The following is a 23378-nucleotide window of genomic DNA, read 5'->3' as shown; positions in this document are numbered from 1 at the left end:
CGGCATGGACATCGACCGCCTCGATCGGGCGGCAGGGAGAGAATGCATGGCGAACGATCCTGACCTCGAAGACCTCGCGCTGATCGACCGCTACTGGCGGGCGGCCAACTATCTTTCGGTGGGCCAGATCTACCTGATGGACAATCCGCTGCTGCGCGAACCTTTGAAGGCGGAGCATGTGAAGCCGCGCCTTCTCGGCCACTGGGGCACGACGCCGGGCCTCAACTTCATCTATGCCCATCTCAACCGCATCATCCGGGCGCGCGACGCCGATGTCCTCTATATCTGCGGCCCCGGCCACGGCGGGCCGGGCATGGTGGCCAATACCTATCTGGAAGGCACCTATTCGCAGGTCTATCCCGAGATCGGCGAGGACGAGGCGGGGCTGAAGGCGCTGTTCCGGCAGTTCTCCTTCCCGGGCGGCATTCCGAGCCACGCGGCCCCCGAAACGCCCGGCTCCATCCATGAGGGCGGCGAACTCGGCTATGCGCTGGTGCATGCCTATGGCGCGGCCTTCGACAATCCGGACCTCGTCGTTGCCTGCGTGGTGGGGGATGGCGAGGCCGAGACCGGCCCGCTCGCCGCCGCCTGGCATTCCAACAAGTTCCTCAGCCCCGTCGGCGACGGCACGGTGCTGCCGATCCTCCATCTCAACGGCTACAAGATCGCCAATCCGACCGTGCTGGCGCGCCTGCCGGACGAGGAACTGGCCCATCTCTTCACCGGCTACGGCTACGACCCGATCTTCGTGGAGGGGCATGAGCCGCAGGCGATGCACAGGGCCATGGCGGCCGCGCTCGACGCCGCCTTCGACCGCATCGCGGCCATCCGCGCCACGGCGAAGGACGAGCCCGCCCGCCGGCCGCGCTGGCCGATGATCGTGCTGCGCAGCCCCAAGGGCTGGACGGGGCCGAAGGAGGTGGACGGCAAGATGGTGGAAAACCATTGGCGCTCCCATCAGGTTCCCGTCTCCGAGTGCCGCACCAACGCCGCCCACCGCGACATCCTCGAAGCCTGGATGCGCAGCTACGATCCCGAAGACCTCTTCGATGCGGATGGCCGCCTGAAGCCGGAGCTGCGAGCGCTGGCGCCCACGGGCGCGCGCCGCATGGGCGCCAGTCCGCACGCCAATGGCGGCGTCCTTCGCAAGGAGCTGCGCACGCCCGATATCGGCGCCTATGCGGTCGCCGTGGAGCGGCCCGGCGCGGCCGAGGCACAGGCGACGAAGATCCTCGGCGACTACCTGCGCGACGTGATCCGGCTGAACGCGGCGGATCGCAACTTCCGCGTCTTCGGGCCGGACGAGACGGCCTCCAACCGGCTCTCCAGCGTCTTCGAGGCGACGGACCGGGTGTGGATGGCCAAGACGCTGCCGACGGACGACCACCTCGCGCCGGAAGGCCGCGTCATGGAAGTGCTCAGCGAGCATCTGTGCCAGGGCTGGCTGGAGGGTTACCTGCTCACCGGCCGGCACGGCTTCTTCTCCTGCTACGAGGCCTTCATCCACATCGTCGATTCGATGTTCAACCAGCATGCGAAATGGCTGAAGGTGGCGCGCGAGCTGCCCTGGCGCAGTCCCGTCTCCTCGCTCAATTACCTGCTCACCTCCCATGTCTGGCGGCAGGACCACAATGGCTTCTCCCACCAGGACCCCGGCTTCATCGATCTCGTCGCCAACAAGGGGGCGGATATCGTGCGCGTCTACCTGCCGCCGGACGCCAACACGCTGCTATGGGTCGGCGACCATTGCCTGCGGACATGGAACCGCATCAACGTCATCGTGGCCGGCAAGCAGCCGGCGCCGCAATGGCTGGCGATGGACGAGGCGGTCCGCCATTGCGAGGCCGGGCTCGGCATCTGGGACTGGGCGGGCACGGAAGGCGGGCTCGAACCCGACGTGGTGATGGCCGCGGCCGGCGACGTGCCGACCATGGAGACGCTCGCGGCGGTCGACCTGCTCCGCCAGGCGGTGCCGGGCCTTCGCATCCGCGTCGTCAACGTCGTGGACCTGATGGCGCTGCAATCGCCGCAGCATCACCCGCACGGCATCGACGATGCGGCCTTCGACCGGATATTCACCCGCGACCGGCCCGTGGTCTTCGCCCATCACGGCTATCCCTATCTCATCCACCGGCTGGTCTACAAACGCACCAACCATCCGAATTTCCACGTCAGGGGTTTCATCGAGGAGGGCACGACGACCACGCCCTTCGATATGGCAGTGATGAACCGGCTCGACCGCTACCATCTTGCCATGGAGGCCATAGAGCGCCTGCCGGCCCTCGCCGAGCGCCGGCCGGGCCTTGTCGCCGCGCTGGAGGCGAAGCTCGACGCGCACCATGCCTATGTGCGCGAGCACGGCGAGGACATGCCCGAGATCCGCGACTGGAAGTGGCCCTATCCGCGGCCGGAGGCGCCGTAGCGGATCGAGGGGCACATCGGGGAAGGGGAGGCAGGACATGCTGTCATTGAAATCGCTCGGCGGCGCCGGGACCGTCACCGGCTCCAAGCATCTCCTCCGTCTCGGCGAGCACCGCATCCTTGTCGATTGCGGCCTGTTCCAGGGCCTGAAGAACCTGCGCGAGCTCAACTGGGCGCCTTTGCCGGTCGCGCCGCGCGACATCGACGCGGTGATCCTCACCCATGCCCATCTCGACCATTGCGGATACCTGCCGCGCCTCGTGCGCGAGGGCTATCGCGGCAAGGTCCATGTGACGCCCGCCACCCGCGACGTCGCCGAGCTGATCCTGATGGACAGCGGCCATCTCCAGGAGAAGGACGCCGAATTCCTCAACCGGCACAAGCTGTCGCGGCACCAGCCGGCTTTGCCGCTCTATGGCGTCAGGGACGCGCAACGGGCGGTGGAGCATTTCTCGACCGCCGAATTCGGCCAGAGGGTGCGGCTTGCCGGGGATGCGTCGTTCCGCTTCTATCCCGCCGGCCATATTCTCGGCGCGGCATGGGTGGAGCTGGAATGGGGCGGCCGGAAGATCGTCTTTTCCGGCGATATCGGCCGCTACGGCGATCCGCTGATGCCCGATCCCGCCCCTCCCGCGGAGGCCGACTATATCCTCGTCGAATCCACCTACGGCAACCGCATCCACGACAGGACCGATCCGGCCGAGGCGCTGCGCGCGGTCGCCGAGCGGACCATGGCGCGCGGCGGCACGCTCGTCATCCCGGCCTTCGCGGTCGGCCGGGCGCAGGAGCTGCTCTACTATTTCTGGAAGCTGAAGCGGGCGGGGCATCTCGGCGAGATCCCGTTGTTCCTCGACAGTCCCATGGCCATCGAGGCGACCGGGCTCATGGGCCGGCACCTGCCGGACCACCGCCTGGACGCGAAGACCTGCAGGGACGTCTTCTCCATTGCCCGCTGCACTGGAGACGTCGAGGCGTCGAAGGCGATCAGCGCCAGCCGCTTCCCCAAGATCGTCATCTCCGCCTCGGGCATGGCGACGGGCGGGCGCGTGCTGCATCACCTGAAAGCCTTCGCGCCCGATGCGCGCAACACGATCCTGCTGGCCGGCTTCCAGGCGGCGGGCACGCGGGGGCGCGCGCTTCAGGACGGGGCGAAGGAACTGAAGATCCACGGCTCCTGGGTGCCGGTCAATGCGGAGGTGGCGCATCTCGACATGCTCTCGGCCCACGCCGATGCCGGCGAGCTGATGCGCTGGCTCTCCGCCTGCCCGCGCCCGCCGCGCAAGGTCTTCATCGTGCACGGCGAGCCGGAAGCCTCAGAGGCGCTGCGCATCCGCATCGGGCGGGAGCTCGGGTGGGAAAGCGTGGTGCCGCGCCTCGACCAGGAATTCGAGCTGTGAGCCGCAGGGCCCGGCTCAGGCGAGGCGGAGGTCCTTGCGGATCAGGATGAGCGTCGGATCGTCGGGATAGGGGACGGCGAGGAAGCCCTGTTCGCGTTCCAGCTCGATGGCCTCGCGGTTCTCGCGGCTTTCCAGCGATTCCAGCGCCTCGGCGCCGCGCGCCTGCGCGTAGCGGGCCGCATGGCGCAGCATTTCCCAGGCGACGCCCTTGTGCTTGTCCTGCGCGCGCACCGAGATCGCCACCTCGGCCTTCTTCGTCGACGGGTCGCAGGCGACCATCGCCGCCGCGATGATGGTCCCGCCGTCCTCGGTGAAGGCGAGGAAGTGCTCGGTCGCGCGGTGATCGACCCGCGTCATGGCGACGAGGCGCTCATGGCTCACCTCGCGCACGCCGCCGAGGAAACGGAAGCGCAGGTCCGCGGGCGCCAGACGGGCGAAGAAATCGCCGAGCGCCGCCTCGTCCTCGGGACGGACTGGGCGAATGCGCAGCACGAGCCCGCTGCGCGTCGCCAGATCGCAGCGCCAGAGGTCGGCGGCTTCCAGCGCGGCGGAGGTGTCCGCCCGCTCCGGCTGGTCGTGATGAGGATCCGTCATCGCGGTTCTCCTTCGCAAGGGTCTGGATCGATACTATCATTGTGCGCCCGCCGCCGCGACCGGGCCTTGATCCGCGTCAAGGCGCCGTTCCCCGGCGGGGCTATCCTTTGCCGCGACAGACAGGACGGAGGAACAGTCCCATGAGCTACAAATCTATTCTCGTGAACCTGGATATCGACGGGCCGGCCGAGCCGGTGGTCAAGGCGGCGAGCGAGCTGGCGCAGCGCTCCGGCGCCCGCCTGATCGGCTTTTGCGCCGCCGACGCCTACCTGCCGGTGACAGGCCCCGAAGGCGTGGCGCTCGCCGCCGAAGTGATGCAGCAGATGCGGGAAGACGACGAGCGCCGCTTCAAGGAGCTGCGCACCGAATTCGAGAGGCTGGTTGCCGGCGCGGTCGAGACCGCATGGCGCCAGGCCGCGGAAGGCCCGACCTATGCGCTCGTGCAGATGGCGCGGACGGCCGATCTCATCGTCACCCAGGCACGGCGCGGCGCGACGACGGGCGACCGGGCGCGCGCCGCCGATCCGGGAAGCGTCGTCCTGCAGGCGGGCCGGCCGCTCCTGGTGGTGGGGGCAAGCGCGGAGCAGCGCGTCGGCCGCAAGGTCGTCGTCGCCTGGAAAGACACGAAGGAGGCGCGGCGGGCGGTGTTCGACGCCGTGCCGCTGCTTCAGGATGCAAGCGACGTCGTCGTCGCCACCGTCGCCTCCACGATCGACCAATGGGCCCGCGAGGGCATCGCCGACGTGGTCTCGTTCCTCGCGCGCCATGGCGTTGCGGCGCGCAGCGAGACCGTGGAGAGCCACCGGGAAAGCGAAAGCCTGATCGAACTCATCGACAGGCACGCGGCGGACCTTGTCGTTTCGGGCGCTTACGGGCACAGTCGCGTCAGGGAATGGGCCTTCGGCGGCGTGACGCGCTCGCTGCTCGACGAGATCAGGCTCAACCGTTTCCTGTCGAGTTGACGGGACAGGCAGGCGCGACGACGCGAAAAAGAGCCTCGGGCCGGGAGTGGACGAATGCAGCCGGAAACGCCCGCGCAGACCGTTGCGCCGGCTTATTGGTCTATCCCCGCCGACACGCTTCTCGCCGGGCTGGAGAGCCGCGCGGGCGGGCTTTCCTCCGAGGAGGCGAAGGCGCGCCTTGCCGCCTTCGGCGACAACGCGATCCATGCACGGCGCGGCTCCTCGGCCGTCGCGGCGTTCCTGCGCCAGTTCCGCAGCCCGCTCGTGCTGATCCTCATCTTCGCGGCCGGCGTCTCGGCCGTCGTCGGGGAGGGGAGCGAGGCGGCGATCATCGCCGTCATCGTGCTGGCGAGCTGCATCCTCTCCTTCACGCAGGAGCACGGCGCCTCGCGCGCGATGGAGGCGCTGACCGCGCGTATCGGGCGCAAGGCCCTCGTGCTGCGCGACGGCAGGGAGACGCCGATCCCCGTCGAGGAGGTCGTGCCCGGCGACATCGTCCGGCTCTCGGCGGGAAACCTCATCCCGGCCGACGGCATCCTGCTGGAGACGCGCGAGCTCAATGTCAGCGAGGCGGCGCTGACGGGCGAAACCTTCCCGGTGGTCAAGACTGCGGGCGCCTGCCCGCCGGCGGCGACCGTCGGCCAGCGGACGAACGCGGCCTTCACCGGTACCTCCGTGCGCAGCGGGACGGCGACGATGGCCGTGGTGAAGACGGGCGGCCAGACGGAGTTCGCCGCCATCGCCGCGGCCATCGCGCATGTCGCGCCGGAGACGGAGTTCGCGCGGGGCATCCGCCGCTTCGGCTATCTCATGACGAAGATCATGCTGGTCATCGTCATCCTCGTCTTCTTCGCCAATCTCCTGCTGCACCGGCCGGCGGTGGATTCGCTGCTGTTCTCGCTGGCGCTCGCGGTGGGCCTGACGCCGGAGCTGCTGCCGGCGATCATCAGCGTGACGCTGGCGCGGGGCGCCCGCACCATGGCGGCGAACGGCGTCATCGTGCGCCGGCTCGATGCCATCGAGAATCTCGGCAGCATGGACATCCTGTGCACGGACAAGACCGGCACCCTGACCGAGGGCGTCATCCATCTCGACGCCTGCCTCGATGTTTCCGGGACCGAGGCGCGGGAGGTGCGGCTATGGGCACTCCTCAACGCCACCCTCCAGACCGGCATGGCGAACCCGCTCGACGAGGCCATCGCCGCCGGCAAGCGGCCGGAAGACGACCTTGCCGGCTACGCCAAGGCGGACGAGATCCCCTACGACTTCATCCGCAAGCGGCTTTCGGTCGTCGTCCGCCGGACGGGCGAGGCGGAGGACCTCATGATCTGCAAGGGGGCGGTGCAGACCGTCGTCGCCGCCTGCTCGTCGGTGATGGAGGCCGGCGCGGCGGTTCCCCTCGATGAAATACAGGCCGGCAGGATTGACGAGACGGTGCGGGCCTGGAGCGGCAAGGGCTATCGCGTGCTCGGGCTCGCCGTGCGGCGTTTTGCGGGGAAGGACGCCTATCGGGTCGAGGACGAGGCGGGGCTTGCCTTCGCCGGCTTCCTGCTCTTCCTCGATCCGCCCAAGGCGGGCATGGCGGAAACGCTGAAGGCCATCGCCGCGCGTGGCATCAGGGTGAAGGTCATCACCGGCGACAACCGCCATGTCGCCGCCCATCTGGCCGAGATCGTCGGCCTGCCGCACCGCCGCATCCTGACGGGAGAGGAGGTGCACAGCCTGACGAAGGAGGCGCTCGTCCGCCGCGTCACGCAGAACGACATCTTCGCCGAGATCGACCCGAACCAGAAGGAGCGCATCATCGCGGCGCTGCGCGGGCACGGCCACGTGGTCGGCTATCTCGGCGACGGCATCAACGATGCACCGGCCCTGCACGAGGCCGATGTCGGCATTTCCGTGGACGGCGCGGTGGACGTGGCGCGCGAGGCCGCCGACATGATCCTGCTGCAACGCGACCTCGGCGTGCTGCTGCGCGGGGTCGACGACGGGCGCAGGACTTTCGCCAACACGATGAAGTACATTTCCATCACGACCAGCGCGAATTTCGGCAACATGGTCTCGATGGCCTTCGCCTCGCTCGCCCTGCCGTTCCTGCCGTTGCTCGCGCCGCAGATCCTGCTCAACAATTTCCTGTCGGACGTGCCGTCGCTCGCCATCGCCACCGACAATGTCGACGCCGATCAGGTCCGCACGCCGCGGCGCTGGGACATCGCTTTCGTGCGCCGCTTCATGGTGACCTTCGGGCTGGTCAGCTCGCTCTTCGACTTCGTGACCTTCGCCTTCCTCCTCCTCGTCGCCGGGGCGACGGCCTCGGTGTTCCAGACCGGATGGTTCGTCGAATCCCTGATCACGGAGCTTGCCATCGTGCTCGTCGTGCGGACCCGCAAGGCCTTCTGGCGCAGCCGCCCGAGCGCGCTTCTCTCGTGGCTGACATGGGTCGTCGCCCTCTTCGCCGTCGCCATTCCCTACCTGCCGGGTGCGGACTGGTTCGGCTTCGTCGCCCTGCCGCTTCCGGTCGTCGGCGGGCTGATCGTGATCACGCTCGCCTATCTCGCGGCGTCCGAAGCGGCAAAGCACTGGTTCTTCGCCGGCGAGCGCCGCCGCGGAACGCGCAGGCGCGCGCCCTGACCGGCGCTCAGGGCACCAGCACCGCCGCACCGTTGAGGCGGCCCGCCCTCAGGTCGGCAAGGGCCTCGTTGGCTGCGGCGAGTGGATAGGCCGTGGTATGCGTCCGCACGCCCGCGGCCTGCGCGATGGGGAAGAACGTCTCGGCATCCTGCCGCGTCAGGTTGGCGACCGAGACGAGCTCGCGCTCGCCCCAGAGGATCGCATAGGGCATGGAGGGAATGTCGCTCATGTGGATGCCGCCGCACACGACGATGCCGCCCTTGCGCACCGCGCGGAGCGCCGCCGGCACGAGCGGGCCGACCGGCGCGAAGATGATCGCCGCATCGAGCGGCACGGGCGGGGCCTCGTCCGAGCCGCCGGCCCAGACGGCGCCGAGGCCGAGCGCGAAGCGCTGCGCCTCCCCGTCGCCCGGCCGCGTGAAGGCGTAGACATCGCGGCCCTGCCAGAGGCAGACCTGCGCGATGATATGGGCGGCCGCGCCGAAGCCGTAGAGCCCGATGCGCTTTCCCGCGCCGGCCTTCGACAGCGCCCGCCAGCCGATCAGCCCGGCGCAGAGCAGCGGTGCGAGAGCGACCGGATCGGCCGCGGGATCGAGATCGAAGGCAAAGGCGGCATCCGCCACCGCATGGGTGGCGAATCCGCCGTCGCGCGTATAGCCGGTAAAGAGTGGCGCGTCGCAGAGGTTCTCCGCATCCGAGCGGCAATAGGGGCAGGTTCCGCAGGTATGGCCGAGCCACGGCACGCCGACCCGCCGGCCGATCCGCGCGCTATCGACGCCCGGCCCGACGGCATCGACGATGCCGACGATCTCATGGCCCGGCACGAGGGGCAGTTTCGAATGGTCGAGCTCGCCGTCGACGACATGCAGGTCGGTTCGGCACACCGCGCAGGCCTCCACCCTCAACCTTATCTCGCCCGGCCCCGGCACGGGATCGGGCCGCTCGACGGCCACGAGCCGCGTTCCGGGTCTTTCGAGCACCATCGCCTTCATCGGCATGCCTCCCGTCGCAGGCTCAAGAAGCGGAAACGCCGGGCTTCCGCCTTGTGCCAGCTTATCTTCGATCGGGATTTGCCGGAAGGCGTTGATCCGCATCAAGGCGATGCGGAGGTGGCCGCCGTCACCGCGTGCCCTTCACCGCCGTCGGCACGATGCCGAAGCGGCGGCGGAAGGCGGTGGCGAAGTTGGCGGCGCTGGTATAGCCGGCGATGCCGCTCGCCTCCTGCACGCTGGCCTCGCCGGTCGCGAGCGCGGCATAGGCCCGCTCCAGCCGGACGTTGCGCACATGGTCGAAGACGCTGCGGCCCTCGGCGGCGCGGAACAGGCGTTGTAGGCCGCTGGCGCTGATGCCGGCCTCGCGCGCGATGGTCTCTACGCTGAGCGGTTCGGCGGCGCGCGCGGCGATGAAATCCTTGGCGCGCTGGAGGCAGGTCATGTCGTGCCGGGTCAGCAGGCCACCGCCCGCCTCGCGCCGGTCCGCCCGCAGCGCCGCCGCCATGGTCTCGGCCACCAGCTCGACGGCGCGGCCCTCGAGATAGAGGTCTCGCAGCTCGGGAATGAGCGGAGAGGGGCTGAAGATCTGCCGCACCAGTTCCACCATGCGCGGCGTCAGCGTCCAGCGGTATTCCGCAAGATGGTCGCGCAAGAGCCGCGTGCCGCCCTTGGTATCGGCGACGGCTTCGAGCACGTCGCGATGCAGCCATTCCGGCGTGGCCGACACCACGAGATGGCGCAGGTGCTGGCGTCCGCGCGAGGCGCGCGCGAAGCTTTCCGGGCAGGCGTTCATGATCGCGACCCCGCGTGCCGCGCCTCGGTTCGCCTGGAAGGCGAAATGGCGGTCGCCGATGGAAAGGTCGACGCTGCCTTCGAGGAAGAAGATGCAGGAAAGCTCCTCGGGAAGCTGCGATGTGGCCGTGAAGGGCCGCTCCTCGATGGCGTCGCTGGCATGCAGAACGAGGCCCCGCCGCAGCTCGCGGTGCAGGAACGCGCCCTTCATCAGGGTATCGTCCGGCGTCAGCCGGTCGTCCGGGCTGTCGAAGGCGATGCCGGCATGGCGCATGAAATCGCGCACGCGCAGGCGTCCGTCATTCGTCTTCAGTCCGGCTCCGCCTTCGGCTGCCATGTCCGATCCTTCGATATCCGCCGTCCCGCGCTTCGCAAAGTGACCCGCAGGCCTTAGCGAACCGTCACGCCTCATGACGATTTACCGGTGCGCAAAGGCTTTTGCGTGTCGCGCAAAGGAACCGACATTGTCGGCCGTGCGATTGTTGCCCTAAGGAATACCTTAACTTGATTTAAGTAGTCAAGTTTAAGGCAAGGTATAGCTGTCAGGGCGGCGATGATGAATTCGGGACACGGATACGGAACGGAAATGGATGCGGCGGGAATGGCATGGCGGGCGGCCGGGCGAAAACGCCTCTGGCTCGCCTCGACCGTCCTGCTTGCCGTGACCGCGGCGGGCGGCCATGCGCTGGCGCAGGATGCCGGCGCGACCACGCTGGAGACCGTCACCGTCGACGGCGGCAAGGAGACCGGCCGCGGCCCGGACAAGGGCATCGTCGCCAAGACCAGCCGCAGCGCCTCGAAGACCGCCACCTCGCTGCGCGAGACTCCGCAGGCCGTGAGCGTGGTGACGCGTGACGAAATCGACGCACGCGGGGCCAATTCCGTGCGCGAGGCGCTTCGCTACACGCCGGGCGTCATGGCGGAGGCCAATGGCGACGACGTTCGCGGCGGCTGGATGTGGATCCGCGGCTACAATGCCTATGCCAGGCTCTGGCTCGACGGCCTCGCCCAGGCGGGCGATCCCGAGGGCTACGCCTCGGTGCCGATCAATTCCTACGCGCTGGAGCGCGTCGAGGTGATCAAGGGGCCGGCCTCGGTGCTCTACGGGCAGACCGTGCCCGGCGGCCTGATCAACCAGGTCAGCAAGCGGCCGCAGACCACCGCTCATAACGAGGTCGAGGTGACGACGTCCTCCCTCGGCGGCATCCAGACCTCGGCCGACTTCACGGGGCCGCTCGGCAGCGACGGCGACTGGTCGTATCGTCTCGTCGGACAGGGGCGGGATCTCGGCAGCCAGATCGACAAGGAGCGCAACCGGCAGCTCATGCTGTCGCCGAGCCTCACCTGGTCGCCCGACGAGGATACCTCGCTCACCCTTTACGGCCTCTACCAGAAGGTGAACCCGAAGAATTTCAGCGGGCGCTTCTATCCTGCATTCGGCACGCTGATCACCAATCCCGCCGGGCAGATCCCGACCGACACCCATATGGGCGACTATCTCTCCAATGCGAACGAGTTCGACGCCAATCTCTATACGGCGGGCTACGAGTTCTCGCATAATTTCAACGAGAGCCTGACGTTCCGGCAGAACCTCAGATACAGCTATGCCGATCAGAACATGTTCCTGGCGGTCGTCAACCCGGCCTTCACATGGCCGTCGAACCCGCCCTCGGGCACCACGCTCGGACGGGTCGTCTCGGCATCCGACGACACGCTGTCGTCCATCGACATCGACAACCAGCTCGAGGCGCGCTTCGAGACCGGCGCGCTCGACCATACGATGCTGTTCGGCCTCGAATATTTCCACATCCGGTCCGACCGGCATTTTGGCTCGGCGGCCATCGCCGGGCAGGATTACCTCCACCCGGTCTATGGCGGCACCTATCCCTTCCCGGCATGGACGACCTCCAGGCTCTCAACGCAGGACCAGGTCGGCGTCTATGCGCAGGACCAGATCCGCTACGATAACTGGCTGGCGACGCTGGGCCTTCGCTACGACCACTCGGAAATCACGACGACCGACCGCCTGAAGAATGTGACCTACGAGAACAAGGACGGCGCGCTTTCGGGCCGCGCGGGCCTTGCCTATCTCTTCGACAACGGCCTGACGCCCTATGCGAGCTTCTCCACGTCGTTCCTGCCGACCATCGGCGCGGACGTGAACGGCGATCCCTACGAGGCGCAGCAGTCGCGGCAGTTCGAGGTAGGCGTCAAGTACGAGCCGGAAGGCGGGCGCGGCATGATCGGCGTCTCGTTCTACGACCTGAGGCTCGACAACGCGCTGACGCCCGTCTATAGCGGCACGGGCGCGACGCTCGGCAATATCCAGACCGGCGAGCAGCGCATCCGCGGCGTCGAGATCGAGGGGAAGTACGAGCTGACGCCGGAACTGGACCTGATCGCCTCCTACGCCTATTCCGACTCCAAGGTGCTCGCGACGAATATCGCGACTCAGGTGGGCAAGGACATGCTCCGCGTGCCGACGCATCAGGGCGCCCTCTGGGTGCAGTACCGGCCGGAATGGGCCGAGGGCCTTGCGTTGAATGCCGGCGTGCGCGCCATGTCGTCCTACCATACCGACACGACCTATCTCGACTCTCTCGAAATCCCCGGCCTTGCGCTGGTGGATATCGGCGCGCAATACGATCTCGGCGCCCTGAACAAGGACTTCGCGGGAACGACCTTCCGCGTCAACGTGTCCAACCTGTTCAACAGGACCCATGTCGTCCAGTGCACCAATGCCACGGGCGGAAGCTGCAACTACGGGCCGGGCCGGACCATCACGGCGAGCCTGAAATTCGAATGGTGACGCGATTGGCGACAGCGCGATCGAACGCGACGGGAAGGGCTGGCGGCATGCCGCCGGCCTTCCGTCTCCTGCACTGGATGCTGGCGGCGGCGGCCATCCTCATGGCCCTTGCGCTTCCGGCCGAGGGGCGGGCGGAAATCGTGCTGTCGGATGCCGCCGGCCGCGAGGTGCGCCTTGCCGCGCCCGCGCGCCGCATCGTCACGAACGAAAGCCTCATCCTCATCTCGCTCGCCCTCGTCGATGCGGATCCCGTTTCGCGCCTTGCCGGCTGGGCCGCGCCCCAGCGCATCGACCGCGGCATGTACGACGCCTATCGCCGCCGCTTCCCGGCCATCGACTCCATTCCGGCGGTCGGAAGCGTGCTGCCGGGCAAGACCTCGACGGAGGCGATCCTTTCCGTGAAACCGGACCTCTTCGTCGTCTCGATCTGGGAAACCGGCTGGACGGAGATCGTCGCCACGCTGGAGGCGGCCGGTGTGCCCGTCATCTTCCTCGACGGGCCGGTGAACGACGGCAAGGGCCCTGCGGAGACGACGGCCTTTTCCGTCGCGCTGCTGGCGAAGGCCGTGGGACAGGAGGCGAAGGGCGAGGCCTTCGGCGATTTCCTGCGCGTCCGCTACAAGCGCATCACGGATCGCACGGCGGCGCTGGAGCCGGTCTCGGTGCTCGTAGACGCCCATGCCGGCGCGACCTGCTGCTCGACGCCCGGCAAGGGCAACCGCATGACGGAGTATCTGCGGCTTGCCGGCGGAAGGAGCATCGGCGCCGACGTGCCGGGCTATGACGGGCAGCTCAGCCCCGAATATGTCATCGGCACGGACCCGACGGTCTATATCGCGACCGGCGGCCCACATCTTGCCGCCCAGGGTGGTCTCGTCCTCGGCGGCGGCATTTCCGAGGCGGCCGCGCAGGCATCCTTCGCCGATATCCTCGGCAAGGGCATGCGCGAGGCGCTGACGGCCGTGCACGAGGGCAGGGCCCATGCCGTCTCGCACCAGCTTTCCATCTCGGTGCTCAACATCCTCATCTTCGAGTGCTTCGCCAAATGGATGCATCCCGACCGCTTCGCGGATGTCGATCCCGCCGGGACGCTCGCCGAGATCAATGCCCGTTTCCTGGCGGTGCCGCTCGAAGGCACGTTCTGGATCGACCACAAGCCGCAGTAAGGACGAGAACATGCAAGCCAGGCAATATACCGCACAGGCCCGGATCGCGCTCAGCAATCCCGGCGCCGTCATCGCGGACTTCTGCGAGCACATGGTCGAGCACAATGCGGTGGTGAGCGAGGGCCCGGAGGGTCCGGAGCTGCGGCTCGGCGCCATCCGCGCCCGCTTCTCGCGCGACGGCGATGCGACGCTGGTCGATGTCGCCGCGCCCGATCTCGAAGGGCTCTATCTCGCCCGCATGTCCGTTGCCTCGCATATCCTGGAATTTGCCGGCGACGATCCGCCGGTCATCGCCTGGACGGGCGACGGCGGCGAGATCGCCCGCCCGCCGAACTTCCAGATTCTGGAGGTCACAGGCTGTCGCACGCTCACCCCGCATATGCGCCGGCTGACGCTGGCCGGCGAGAACGTCGCGCGTTTCGCCGGCCTCGATGCGCTGCATCTCAACCTCATGGTCCAGCGCCCGGAGGCGGCAAGGCCGCAATGGCCGCGGGTCGGCCCCAACGGGATGATCGAATGGGAGGAGCCGGACCTGCGCCCGCTGATGCGCAAATACACGGTCCGCTCTCTCGACCTTGCCGCCGGAACGCTCGATATCGATTTCGTGCTGCACGAGGATGCCGGGCCGGGCTCGGATTTCGCCGCGCGGGCGGCGGTCGGCGACCGGGTCGGCGTGGTCGGCCCCGGCGGCGGCGGCCTCGTTGCCGCGGATTGGTATCTCTTCGCCGGGGACGAGACGGCCCTGCCGGCCATCGCCCGCATGCTGGAAGCCCTTCCGGCGGAAGCGCGCGGCCATGCATTCCTGGAGGTCGCCGACGCGGCCGAGGTGCAGCCGCTTGCCGCCCCGCCCGGCATCGCGGTCGCGTGGCTGTTGCGCGACGGCAAGGCAGCCGGCACCACGACCCTGCTCATCGACGCGGTCCGAGCCACCGCCTTTCCGGCCGAAAGCGAAAGGGTCTATCTCTGGGCCGGCTGCGAATTCGAGGCTTTCCGCGCGATCCGCGCCTTCGCCCGCCAGGAAAAGGCGCTCACCGGCGACGAGCACCTTGTCGTCTCCTACTGGCGCCGCGGAACGGTCGAGGGCGCCTAGTCCGCACACGCTTTCCCGCGGGCTATGGCCCGCCGGTGCAATCGGCCCGCTGTTCAGGCGGCAGCGCTGAGATGCCGAGGAGGGTGGGTTCGACGGCGGGGTCCGTTTCCTGTTCCAGCCGGCCGGGAAATGGGGCAAGGGCGTTTTCGCTGCGCTGAATGACGGGCTGATGAAGCGGTTCCCCTTCGACGAGACGGCATTCACAACATGCCCGGCTTCGAGGTGAGCATGTTCGAGACCAGAAGAGGTCCGTTCATGTCGGCGGAGGACAATTTCGAGATCGTCTTTCGCCGCGTCGGCGCTGATGCTGGCTCTACAAAAGGCTTCGGCCTTCTCTTGGAAAGCCAAATAATCAGGGGGTTCCAAAGCTGGTGCGAATCTGTGCTGAAGGGCACATCGCGCCAGCCGCGTTCAAAGCCGATCTGTCCATAAGGTTCCTCTGCGTCCTTAGATGGAAGCGGGAAAAGGCCGTTTGCCGCTGGAACGCATCGAAAATGATGCGGATTGGGCACGTTCAAGGCCAAAACGGGCGGAAAACCGCTGTCTAGCGGCTGATTTCCTTGCCATTTGCCGCTCTGATAAATTATACCGTTTTTATATGTTTTTCGCACTTCGGTGCCTAGAATGAGTCGGAATCACCCGTCATGGGTGAACCGATCGATCTTCCCGAAGACGATGGATGAAATCGCCGGGCGCCAGTGTGCGTCCACGCTGCCGCACATGCCGATGGAAAGCAGGCTGAAATGCTGACGAAAAAGGGAAAATACGGGTTGAAGGCGCTCGTCGACCTGGCGCGCCTCGCCCCGGGCGAAACGGCTTTCGTCAGCGAGATCGCGCTGCGCAACAACATTCCGAAGAAGTTTCTCGACACCATCCTTCTCGAACTGCGCAACGCCGGCATGCTGCGTTCGAAGAAGGGACCGGGCGGCGGCTATTCCCTGTCCCACCCGGCCTCGGAAATCCGCATCGGCCACGCCATCCGCGTTCTCGACGGTCCGCTGGCGCCGATCCGCTGCGCAAGCCGCACGGCCTATGAAGCCTGCGAGGACTGCGCAGATCCGGAAGGCTGTCAGGTCCGCCGCGCCATGACCGAGGTGCGCGACGCCATCGCCTCCATCCTCGATACGATGACGCTCGAACAGTTCGTCGCCGTGCCGGGCGCGGCCGCGATGATCGAGGAAGAGGAACTGGAAAAGCGGGTCGGCTGACCCGCCGCCTTACGGATCCAGTTCGGGATAGTGGCGGAAGAGGTCGCTCTCGTTGGGGGCAAGGCGCCTGTCGCTCGCAAGATAGGCCGCGATCCTCGGTAGTTTCTCCACCCTTTTGCAGACCGCGTCGATCTTGCCGTATTTCGGCCCGAGCCGCTTCATGAGGTTCGGAAAGGCATAGGTCAGGCCGCTCATCGCCTGGAAAAGCGAAAGATCCGCATAGGTGAGATGGTTGCCTACCACATGCGCCGGCCCTTCGGGGTTGCGCGCGAGGATCGTCTCGAACCAGTTCAGGAACTTGGGGACGCGCTCCTTGCGGAATTCCTCCGCCCGCCGGAGCGATTCCGGTTTCTGCTCCTCGTAATATCGTCCCGCGCCGATGGGGTGGTGCACGTCGTGCCCTTCCAGCACGAAATCGGCGATGGTGAGCTGGATCTGGTGGGTCCATAGGCGGAGGCGCTCGTCCTTCGGCGCGAGGTTCAGGCTGTCGCCGAGATAGAGGAGGATCGCCGCCACCTGCCCGACGACCAGCGCACCATCCTTCAGGAAGGGCGGGGCGAAGGACGGCGTCGCAAGCTTCCTGCCGATATCCGCGATCACATGGTCGCCTTCCTCCCGGGCGACGTCGCGGTAGGGCGCCCCGGCCGCTTCCAGCGTCAGGCGGACATATTCGCCGCGGCCCTGGATGCCGGTCCAGTAGTAGAGTTCGTAGGTCATGGCGCAGGAATGCGGCAACGGGCTTTCGGTTCCACCTCAGACCTCGACCGGCCGCGCCGTCTGCTCGGTCACGCCGAAGACGCGGCGGTAGCGGGCGATTTCCGCCGGATCGCCGGTCGCCTTGACCGGATTGTCGGAGAGCTTGACCGCGGGGCGGCCGTTCGCGCTCGTCACCTTGCAGACCAGCGAGATCGGATCGAGCCGGTGGCCGCCATCGGGATCGCAGCCACGGAAATCGTTGGTGAGGTTGGTGCCCCAGCCGAAGCTCATGCGCACGCGGCCGTGGAAGTGCCGGTAGGTTTCCTCGATGGTGTCGACATCCATGCCATCGGAGAAGATCAGCAGCTTTTCGCGCGGATCGCGTCCCTTGCCGCGCCACCAGTCGATGATCTGCTCGCCGCCCTCGATCGGCGGCGCGCTGTCCGGGCGGAAGCCCGTCCAGTCCGCCACCCAGTCCGGCGCATTGGCGAGGAAGGCCGTCGTGCCGAAGGCATCGGGCAGGGCGATGAGGAGGTTGCCGTTATAATGCTGTTGCCACTCCTCCAGCACCCGGTAGGGCGCGTGGGCAAGCGCGTCGTCGCCCTCGGCGAGCGCGGCAGCGACCATCGGCAGCTCATGCGCATTGGTGCCGATGGCTTCGAGATCGGCATCCATGGCCAGGAGCACGTTGGAGGTGCCGATGAAGCGTTCGCCGAGCCCTTCCTTGAGGGCGTCCACGCACCAGCGCTGCCACAGGAAGCCGTGCCGGCGGCGGGTGCCGAAGTCGGAGATGACGAGATCGGGCAACTGGCGCAGCCGCTCCACCTTTTCCCATAGCCGCGCCTTGGCGCGGGCATAGAGGACGTCGAGCGCGAAGCGGCCACGATCGCGCATCGCCGCGCGCGACTTCAATTCGTTGATGATGGCAAGGGCGGGGATCTCCCACATGGTCGTGTGCGTCCACGGCCCGTCGAAATGCAGTTCGTACTGGCCGTCGACCTTGCGCAGCTCGTATTCCGGCAGCTGGAAGGTCGAGAGCCAGGCGATGAAATCCGGTCCGAACATGCGCGCCTTGCCGTAGAAGCTGTTGCCGGCGAGCCAGATCAGCTCCTTCTTGGTGAAGCGCACGCCGCGGGCATGGTCGAGCTGGGCGCGAAGCTCCCCCTCATCGATGATATCGGCGAGCCGCACGCTCGTTGTGCGGTTGATCAGCGAGAAGGTGGCATTCACGTCCGGATGGAGCTGCCGGATCATCTGGAGCATCAGCAGCTTGTAGAAATCCGTATCGAGCAGGCTGCGCACGATCGGATCGAGGCGGAAATTGTGATCGTAGGTGCGGGTCGCGATATCGTTGACGGCCATGCCTGCTCCTGGCGATGGGACTGGACTTGCCGGCTGGGAGGGACCGGCGGGTTCGCGTCAACCTCGTTGATCGACGCCCCGATTGCAAGCCGCAGGCTGCTTCATCCGCCGGATGTGCAAAGGAAAACGGCCCGGAGATATCTCCGGGCCGTTCGTATCATGTGCCGATCAGGCCGCGTCCGGCCGGTGCACGGTCTTCACTTCGAGGAAGTCCTCGAGGCCGAACATGCCGCCTTCGCGGCCGTTGCCGGACTGCTTGAAGCCGCCGAAGGGGCTGCCATAGCGGTGCGGGCCGCCGTTGATGTGCACCATGCCGGCGCGAAGGCGGGCGGCGACGCGCTCGGCACGATCAGGATTGCCCGTCTGCACATAGGCGGCAAGGCCGTAGGCGGTGTCGTTGGCGATCGCGATGGCCTCCTCTTCCGTGTCGAAGGGGATGATCGAGAGGACCGGGCCGAACACTTCCTCGCGGGCGATGCGCATGTCGTTGTTGACGTCGGCGAAGATCGTCGGCTTGACGAAATAGCCGGTCTCGAAACCTTCCGGCTTGCCGGGACCGCCGACGAGAAGGCGCGCGCCTTCGGCAACGCCCGCCTCGATCAGCGCCTGCACGCGGCCGAACTGGATATGCGAGACGAGCGGGCCGATATGGCTGCCTTCCTCCTCCGGATTGCCGACCTTGGCTTCCTTGCCGGTGCGCTCGGCGATCTCGACCACCTTGTCGTAGACGGAGCGCTCGACCAGCATGCGGGTCGGCGCGTCGCAGGACTGGCCGGAATTGTTGAAGCATTCCAGCACGCTGCCGGCGACACGGTCTTCCAGGTCCGCATCGGCGAAGACGATGTTGGGCGACTTGCCGCCGAGCTCCAGCGTCACGCGCTTGACCGTGTCGGCCGCATCCTTGCTGACGGCGATGCCGGCGCGGGTGGAGCCGGTGAAGGACATCATGTCGATGTCTCTATGCCGGGAAAGCGCTGCGCCGCATTCCGGCCCGTCGCCGTTGACGAGGTTGAACGTGCCCGCCGGGAAGCCGGCCTCGTCCACCATCTCGGCATAGAGCATGGCGTTGAGCGGGGTGAATTCGGAGGGCTTGAGCACGCAGGTCGAGCCCGTCGCCAGCGCCGGAACCACTTTCAGCGCGATCTGGTTGATCGGCCAGTTCCAGGGCGTGATGAGGCCGCAGACGCCGATGGGCTCGCGGCGCACGACGTCGCCGTTCGGCAGGACTTCGCGGCTCTTGAGGCGCTTCAGCGCGTCGATGAAGCCCTGGAGGTGGCCGACGCCGACATCCGCCTGCTGCTCGGTGCTCATGGAGATCGGCGCGCCGAGTTCCTGCGTGATGGTGCGGGCCATCTCGTCATAGCGGCGCTTGTAGATCTCCAGCAGCTTTTCGAGGAGCGCGAGGCGTTCTTCCACGCTGGTCTGGCTGTAGGTCGCGAAGGCCTTCCTGGCGGCGGCGACGGCGCGGTCGATATCGGCGGCGGTGCCCATGGAGATGACCGCGATCGGCTTTTCCGTCGCCGGGTTGAGGACCGGCAGGTCGTTGGGCTTCAGCGGATCGACCCACTGGCCGTCGATGTAGAACTTGCGCTTGTCGAGCATGCTTTTCTCCCGTCACTTCTGTTTTTCGTCGAGCCAGCCCCTGATGAGCTGGCGGTAGCGTTCCCCGCCGAAGCTTGGAAAATGGCCGCCATGCACCAGCCGCACGGGCAGGGTCAGGAGCCGTTCCATCGAGGCGATATAGTCCGCCATGTCGGAATGGTAGGTGTCCTCGATCAGCGGGCCATCGTAGACGATGTCGCCCGAGAAGAGAATTTCGGTCGCCTTCTCGTAGAGCGCAATACCCCCTGGGGAGTGGCCCGGCGTGTGGATGACCTCGAACTGCCGGTCGCCGAGGTCGATCACGTCGCCGTCTTCGAGGATGCGCGTCGCCGGTGCCTTCTTCACGGCGTAGCATTTCGAGCAATAGGGCTCGGGCGGCAGCGCGTCGAAGATCTCGTCGGTGACATAGGGGTCGGCCAGCGTGTTCTGCCGCGTCGGGTTTGCGAGAAGATCGGCCTCGGCCGCATGCACCGCGCGGCATTCGAATTCGTGGTGGCAGCCGATATGGTCGAAATGGGTGTGGCTCGCGACCGCGATCAGGTCGCGCTCCGTGACGAGCGGCACCCACTGCCTGAGCGAGACGACGCCCATGCCGCTATCGACCAGCATGTCGCGGTCGCGCCCGCGGATGTGCCAGACGTTGCAGCGGTAGAATTCCTGGATATAGGGCTCGGAAATAGCCGTCACGTCGTCGTCGAGGCGACGAACGCTGTACCAGTCCTCCGGCCGGATGCGCTGCATTGACCCTATACTCCCGCTCCGTCCTGAAGCACGACGATGCTATCCGCCTTCAGCCGAAGGTCAAGCTCGGCGCCGACGTCCGGCGTCTCGGTCTGCGGCAGGTGAGCGGTGAGCACCGTTCCGTTCGCCTTGATATGGCAACGGTGATGCGTGCCGAAGAAGGCGCTGCCGGTGATGCGTCCGCGGCCGAGCGAGACGGTAGGCTCATCCGCATGGGCGGAGCGGAAATGCTCCGGGCGGATGCAGAGCGTGACGGCGCTTCCTGCGACCGGCGAACCGGAAACGAAAGCGGCGGCGGGAAGGACGGCGCGGCCGAGCGTGGTCTCCACCTCCGCCTCGTCGGCGGCGACACGTTGCACCGTCGCCGGCAGGAAATTGGCCTCGCCCATGAAGCCGGCCGAAAACAGCGAGCGCGGCCGCATGTAGATCGAGGCCGGCGTGCCGACATCCTCGATATGGCCCTTGTTCATCACGACGATGCGGTCGGCGATCGCCATCGCTTCCTCCTGGTCGTGGGTGACATGGACGAAGGTGGTGCCGACGCGCTTCTGGATCGCCTTCAATTCATCCTGCATCTGCCGGCGCAGCTTCAGGTCCAGCGCGCCGAGCGGCTCGTCGAGCAGCAGCACGTCGGGATCGACCGCCAGCGCCCGGGCGAGGGCCACGCGCTGGCGCTGGCCGCCCGAAAGTTCATGCGGTTTCCTGGCGGAGGACGCCTTTAGGCCGACGAGATCGAGATAGGAGAACGCCTTCTCGTAGCGCTCCGCCTTGCCCATGCCGCGCATGCGCAGGCCGAAGCCGACATTGTCGCGCAGGCACATATGCGGGAAGAGCGCATAGTCCTGGAACATGGTGGTGGTCGGCCGTTTTGCCGGCGAGACATGGGTCATGTCGCGCCCGCCGATGGAGATCGTGCCCGAGGTCGGCTCGATGAAGCCGCCGAGGATGGAGAGGAGGGTCGTCTTGCCGCAGCCGGAGGGGCCGAGCAACACGATGAACTCGCCCGCCGCGATATCGAGCGAGACGTCGTCCAGCGCCCGGAACGTGCCGAAGTCCTTTGTGGCGTTCTTGATGGAAACGTCGGCGGTCATGAGGATTTCCCGGTTTTTCTGAAGACCGTAAGTTCCATGAGGATGAGGAACACGACGGAGATGAGGAAGACGACGCTGCCGATGGCGTTGGTCCTGGGATCGAGGCCGGAGCGCAGCATGCTCCAGATCTCGACCGGCAGCGTCACGTCGAAGCGCGACAGCAAGAAGGCGACGATGAACTCGTCCCAGCTGAAGGTGACGGAGAGGAAGAAGGCGGCGAGGATCGACGGCAGCAGCATGGGCGCCGTGACGAGTAGCATGACTTGCCAGTCCTTGGCCCCCAGATCGCGCGCCGCCCGCTCGATATTCACCTGGTGCCCGCCCATCGAGGCATAAATGATGGCGAAGCAGAGCGGCAGGTTGATCACCACATGGCCGATGCCGACCGTCAGAAGCGAAAGCCGCATGCCCGTCACGTTCAGCATGGAGAGGAGGCCGAGGCCGATGATCAGCGTGCTGACCGTCATCGGCGCGACGATGAGGCCGCGCAGGAGGGCGGAGCCCGGCAGCGTGTAGCGGGCGAAGGCGTAAGCGGCGAGGAAGCCGAGGAGGCATGCGACGGTCGAGGAGATCACCGCTACCAGCAGCGAGTTGCCGAGCGCGGCCATCAGCTTGCCGTCGGAGAAGACCGCCTCGTACCAGCGCAGCGTTAGCCCGTTCAGCGGCGGCACCGGCAGCGTGCCGTCCTGGAAGGAGAAGAGCACCAGCACCACGACGGGCAGGAAGATGAAGAGATAGATGAGGCCGGCATAGAGCGCGGCAAGGACGGTGGAAAGCTGCCGCATCATCAGGTCCTTTCCATCTTCAGCCAGCGTGCGCAGGCGATATAGGCGAGCGTCACCACCGCCATCAGCACCAGCGAGAGCGCCGCCGCCATCGGGAAATCCGCCCGCCGCCCGAGCTGCAGCATGATGACCTGCGGCAGCACCAGCTCGTTGTTGCCGCCGAGGATCTGCGGGGTGATGTAGTCGCCGATGCACAGGACGAAGGTCAGGAAAGCGCCGACCATGATGCCCGGCAGCGTCAGCGGCAGCACGACATGCCAGAAGGTCTGGAAGGCGTTCGCCCCGAGATCCGCCGCCGCGCGGCGGTAGTTCGGCGAGAGCTGGATGAGGTTGGCGTAGATCGTCAACGTCAGCAGCATGACGAAGAAGTGCACGAAGCCGATGACGGTGCCGGTGCGGTTGGCAGAGAGCGCCAGCGGCTCGGAGATGACGCCGATTGAGAGCAGCGCCTGGTTGACGACGCCGCCCTTCGACAGCACCAGCAACCAGGAATAGGAGCGCACCACATAGGAGGTCCAGAAGGGCAGGATCGCCATGACGAGGGCGAAGCGCTGCCATTTCTTCGGCACGCGCTCCGCGATGATCCAGGCGAGGGGATAGGCGAGCAGCACCGAGATGACGGTGACGGTCGCCGTGATCTCCAGCGAGACCACCAGCCCCTTGAAGAAATGCGCCTTGGTGAAGAAGGCGACGTAATTGTCGAGCGTCCACGTCGCGACGATCTCGCGCCCCTGCCGCGTCCAGAAGCTGATCGCCACCATATAGGCGAAGGGCACGAGGAAGAAGAGGGCGGTCCAGATGAGCCCCGGCAAGGCAAAGGCCCATGCCTTGCGGCGCTCCGCGCGTTCGAGGGCTGTGGCGGTCATGGGATCGATTCTCCGTTCGCGCTTTATGGGCGTACCGCGTGGCTTCGCCCCTCATCCGCCTGCCGGCACCTTCTCCCCGCAAGCGGGGAGAAGGCATATGCCGTCCCGCTTCCTCCCCTTCCGACAGGTCGCAGGACAGGTCCCCTCTCCCCGCTTGCGGGGAGAGGGCTAGGG

General features: G+C 67.0%; 18 protein-coding genes and 1 pseudogene. 9 read left to right on the top strand and 10 right to left on the bottom strand.

Translation table 11 applies throughout. From position 1 onward, the window contains the following. Window positions 1–46 precede the first annotated feature (46 nt). On the top strand, window positions 47–2422 hold the full coding sequence (locus tag ACZ1A1_RS10145; protein WP_463619813.1) for a phosphoketolase family protein: 2376 nt from the start codon (window positions 47–49) through the stop codon (window positions 2420–2422). A gap of 37 nt (window positions 2423–2459) precedes the next feature. Continuing rightward, a complete protein-coding gene (locus tag ACZ1A1_RS10140; RefSeq protein WP_463619812.1) occupies window positions 2460–3818 on the top strand; it encodes an MBL fold metallo-hydrolase RNA specificity domain-containing protein in 1359 nt (452 codons plus the stop codon). A gap of 15 nt (window positions 3819–3833) precedes the next feature. Here ACZ1A1_RS10140 and ACZ1A1_RS10135 read toward each other — a convergent pair whose 3' ends face one another. Next, window positions 3834–4412, bottom strand: coding sequence for a GNAT family N-acetyltransferase (locus ACZ1A1_RS10135; protein ID WP_463619811.1), 579 nt, complete (start codon window positions 4410–4412; stop codon window positions 3834–3836). A gap of 140 nt (window positions 4413–4552) precedes the next feature. Between ACZ1A1_RS10135 and ACZ1A1_RS10130 the strand changes: the two genes are divergently transcribed. Continuing rightward, a complete protein-coding gene (locus ACZ1A1_RS10130) occupies window positions 4553–5374 on the top strand; it encodes a universal stress protein (protein WP_463619810.1) in 822 nt (273 codons plus the stop codon). Window positions 5375–5428: 54 nt separating this feature from the next. Next, window positions 5429–8005 carry a magnesium-translocating P-type ATPase gene (gene mgtA, locus ACZ1A1_RS10125; protein ID WP_463619809.1) on the top strand — a complete coding sequence of 859 codons (2577 nt, stop codon included), beginning with the start codon at window positions 5429–5431 and terminating at the stop codon, window positions 8003–8005. 7 nt (window positions 8006–8012) lie between these two features. Here mgtA and ACZ1A1_RS10120 read toward each other — a convergent pair whose 3' ends face one another. After that, window positions 8013–8996 carry a zinc-dependent alcohol dehydrogenase family protein gene (locus tag ACZ1A1_RS10120; protein ID WP_463619808.1) on the bottom strand — a complete coding sequence of 328 codons (984 nt, stop codon included), beginning with the start codon at window positions 8994–8996 and terminating at the stop codon, window positions 8013–8015. A gap of 127 nt (window positions 8997–9123) precedes the next feature. Then, window positions 9124–10125, bottom strand: a complete 1002-nt coding sequence (locus ACZ1A1_RS10115) for a helix-turn-helix transcriptional regulator (protein ID WP_415215751.1) — start codon at window positions 10123–10125, stop codon at window positions 9124–9126. A gap of 264 nt (window positions 10126–10389) precedes the next feature. Between ACZ1A1_RS10115 and ACZ1A1_RS10110 the strand changes: the two genes are divergently transcribed. From ACZ1A1_RS10110 to ACZ1A1_RS10090, 5 genes and pseudogenes are all read left to right on the top strand, one after another. Then, window positions 10390–12597 (top strand): TonB-dependent siderophore receptor, encoded by a 2208-nt coding sequence (locus ACZ1A1_RS10110; protein WP_463619807.1) that lies wholly within the window; start codon window positions 10390–10392, stop codon window positions 12595–12597. Between the two features lie 47 nt (window positions 12598–12644). Continuing rightward, window positions 12645–13763, top strand: coding sequence for an ABC transporter substrate-binding protein (locus ACZ1A1_RS10105; RefSeq protein ID WP_463619806.1), 1119 nt, complete (start codon window positions 12645–12647; stop codon window positions 13761–13763). Between the two features lie 10 nt (window positions 13764–13773). Continuing rightward, window positions 13774–14853, top strand: a complete 1080-nt coding sequence (locus ACZ1A1_RS10100; RefSeq protein WP_463619805.1) for a DUF2218 domain-containing protein — start codon at window positions 13774–13776, stop codon at window positions 14851–14853. 73 nt (window positions 14854–14926) lie between these two features. Further along, window positions 14927–15162, top strand: a pseudogene (locus ACZ1A1_RS10095) (amidohydrolase); the annotation flags it as partial. 434 nt (window positions 15163–15596) lie between these two features. Continuing rightward, window positions 15597–16061 carry an RrF2 family transcriptional regulator gene (locus ACZ1A1_RS10090; protein ID WP_119255826.1) on the top strand — a complete coding sequence of 155 codons (465 nt, stop codon included), beginning with the start codon at window positions 15597–15599 and terminating at the stop codon, window positions 16059–16061. Window positions 16062–16070: 9 nt separating this feature from the next. Here the strand turns inward: ACZ1A1_RS10090 and ACZ1A1_RS10085 are convergent, their stop codons facing one another. From ACZ1A1_RS10085 to ACZ1A1_RS10055, 7 genes are all read right to left on the bottom strand, one after another. Further along, window positions 16071–16778: a glutathione S-transferase gene (locus tag ACZ1A1_RS10085; RefSeq protein ID WP_463619804.1), complete on the bottom strand. Its 708-nt coding sequence runs from the start codon at window positions 16776–16778 to the stop codon at window positions 16071–16073. Window positions 16779–16814: 36 nt separating this feature from the next. Beyond that, window positions 16815–18119 (bottom strand): nicotinate phosphoribosyltransferase, encoded by a 1305-nt coding sequence (gene pncB, locus ACZ1A1_RS10080; protein ID WP_415215746.1) that lies wholly within the window; start codon window positions 18117–18119, stop codon window positions 16815–16817. A gap of 168 nt (window positions 18120–18287) precedes the next feature. Then, window positions 18288–19721, bottom strand: coding sequence for an aldehyde dehydrogenase family protein (locus ACZ1A1_RS10075; RefSeq protein WP_463619803.1), 1434 nt, complete (start codon window positions 19719–19721; stop codon window positions 18288–18290). A gap of 12 nt (window positions 19722–19733) precedes the next feature. Further along, complete coding sequence (locus ACZ1A1_RS10070) at window positions 19734–20462, bottom strand: MBL fold metallo-hydrolase (protein WP_463619802.1); 729 nt, start codon at window positions 20460–20462, stop codon at window positions 19734–19736. Between the two features lie 5 nt (window positions 20463–20467). Continuing rightward, window positions 20468–21553, bottom strand: a complete 1086-nt coding sequence (locus tag ACZ1A1_RS10065; RefSeq protein WP_463619801.1) for an ABC transporter ATP-binding protein — start codon at window positions 21551–21553, stop codon at window positions 20468–20470. Then, window positions 21550–22338 (bottom strand): ABC transporter permease, encoded by a 789-nt coding sequence (locus ACZ1A1_RS10060; protein ID WP_463620103.1) that lies wholly within the window; start codon window positions 22336–22338, stop codon window positions 21550–21552. The genes ACZ1A1_RS10065 and ACZ1A1_RS10060 overlap by 4 nt, the downstream gene beginning before the upstream one ends. Before the next feature lie 2 nt (window positions 22339–22340). Further along, a complete protein-coding gene (locus ACZ1A1_RS10055; protein WP_463619800.1) occupies window positions 22341–23204 on the bottom strand; it encodes an ABC transporter permease in 864 nt (287 codons plus the stop codon). Window positions 23205–23378 lie beyond the last annotated feature (174 nt).

This window comes from Shinella sp. R2-11 (assembly GCF_055330205.1).
This window is presented reverse-complemented; position numbering and strand designations above follow the sequence as displayed.

Coding starts and splice junctions, on each gene's coding strand:
- ACZ1A1_RS10110 (WP_463619807.1), top strand. CDS start 10,390: ATGGCATGGCGGGCGGCCGGGCGAAAACGCCTCTGGCTCGCCTCGACC.
- ACZ1A1_RS10070 (WP_463619802.1), bottom strand. CDS start 20,462: ATGCAGCGCATCCGGCCGGAGGACTGGTACAGCGTTCGTCGCCTCGAC.
- ACZ1A1_RS10075 (WP_463619803.1), bottom strand. CDS start 19,721: ATGCTCGACAAGCGCAAGTTCTACATCGACGGCCAGTGGGTCGATCCG.
- mgtA (WP_463619809.1), top strand. CDS start 5,429: ATGCAGCCGGAAACGCCCGCGCAGACCGTTGCGCCGGCTTATTGGTCT.
- ACZ1A1_RS10100 (WP_463619805.1), top strand. CDS start 13,774: ATGCAAGCCAGGCAATATACCGCACAGGCCCGGATCGCGCTCAGCAAT.
- ACZ1A1_RS10130 (WP_463619810.1), top strand. CDS start 4,553: ATGAGCTACAAATCTATTCTCGTGAACCTGGATATCGACGGGCCGGCC.
- ACZ1A1_RS10140 (WP_463619812.1), top strand. CDS start 2,460: ATGCTGTCATTGAAATCGCTCGGCGGCGCCGGGACCGTCACCGGCTCC.
- ACZ1A1_RS10115 (WP_415215751.1), bottom strand. CDS start 10,125: ATGGCAGCCGAAGGCGGAGCCGGACTGAAGACGAATGACGGACGCCTG.
- ACZ1A1_RS10065 (WP_463619801.1), bottom strand. CDS start 21,553: ATGACCGCCGACGTTTCCATCAAGAACGCCACAAAGGACTTCGGCACG.
- ACZ1A1_RS10055 (WP_463619800.1), bottom strand. CDS start 23,204: ATGACCGCCACAGCCCTCGAACGCGCGGAGCGCCGCAAGGCATGGGCC.
- pncB (WP_415215746.1), bottom strand. CDS start 18,119: ATGGCCGTCAACGATATCGCGACCCGCACCTACGATCACAATTTCCGC.
- ACZ1A1_RS10105 (WP_463619806.1), top strand. CDS start 12,645: ATGCCGCCGGCCTTCCGTCTCCTGCACTGGATGCTGGCGGCGGCGGCC.
- ACZ1A1_RS10135 (WP_463619811.1), bottom strand. CDS start 4,412: ATGACGGATCCTCATCACGACCAGCCGGAGCGGGCGGACACCTCCGCC.
- ACZ1A1_RS10060 (WP_463620103.1), bottom strand. CDS start 22,338: ATGCGGCAGCTTTCCACCGTCCTTGCCGCGCTCTATGCCGGCCTCATC.
- ACZ1A1_RS10145 (WP_463619813.1), top strand. CDS start 47: ATGGCGAACGATCCTGACCTCGAAGACCTCGCGCTGATCGACCGCTAC.
- ACZ1A1_RS10090 (WP_119255826.1), top strand. CDS start 15,597: ATGCTGACGAAAAAGGGAAAATACGGGTTGAAGGCGCTCGTCGACCTG.
- ACZ1A1_RS10120 (WP_463619808.1), bottom strand. CDS start 8,996: ATGAAGGCGATGGTGCTCGAAAGACCCGGAACGCGGCTCGTGGCCGTC.
- ACZ1A1_RS10085 (WP_463619804.1), bottom strand. CDS start 16,778: ATGACCTACGAACTCTACTACTGGACCGGCATCCAGGGCCGCGGCGAA.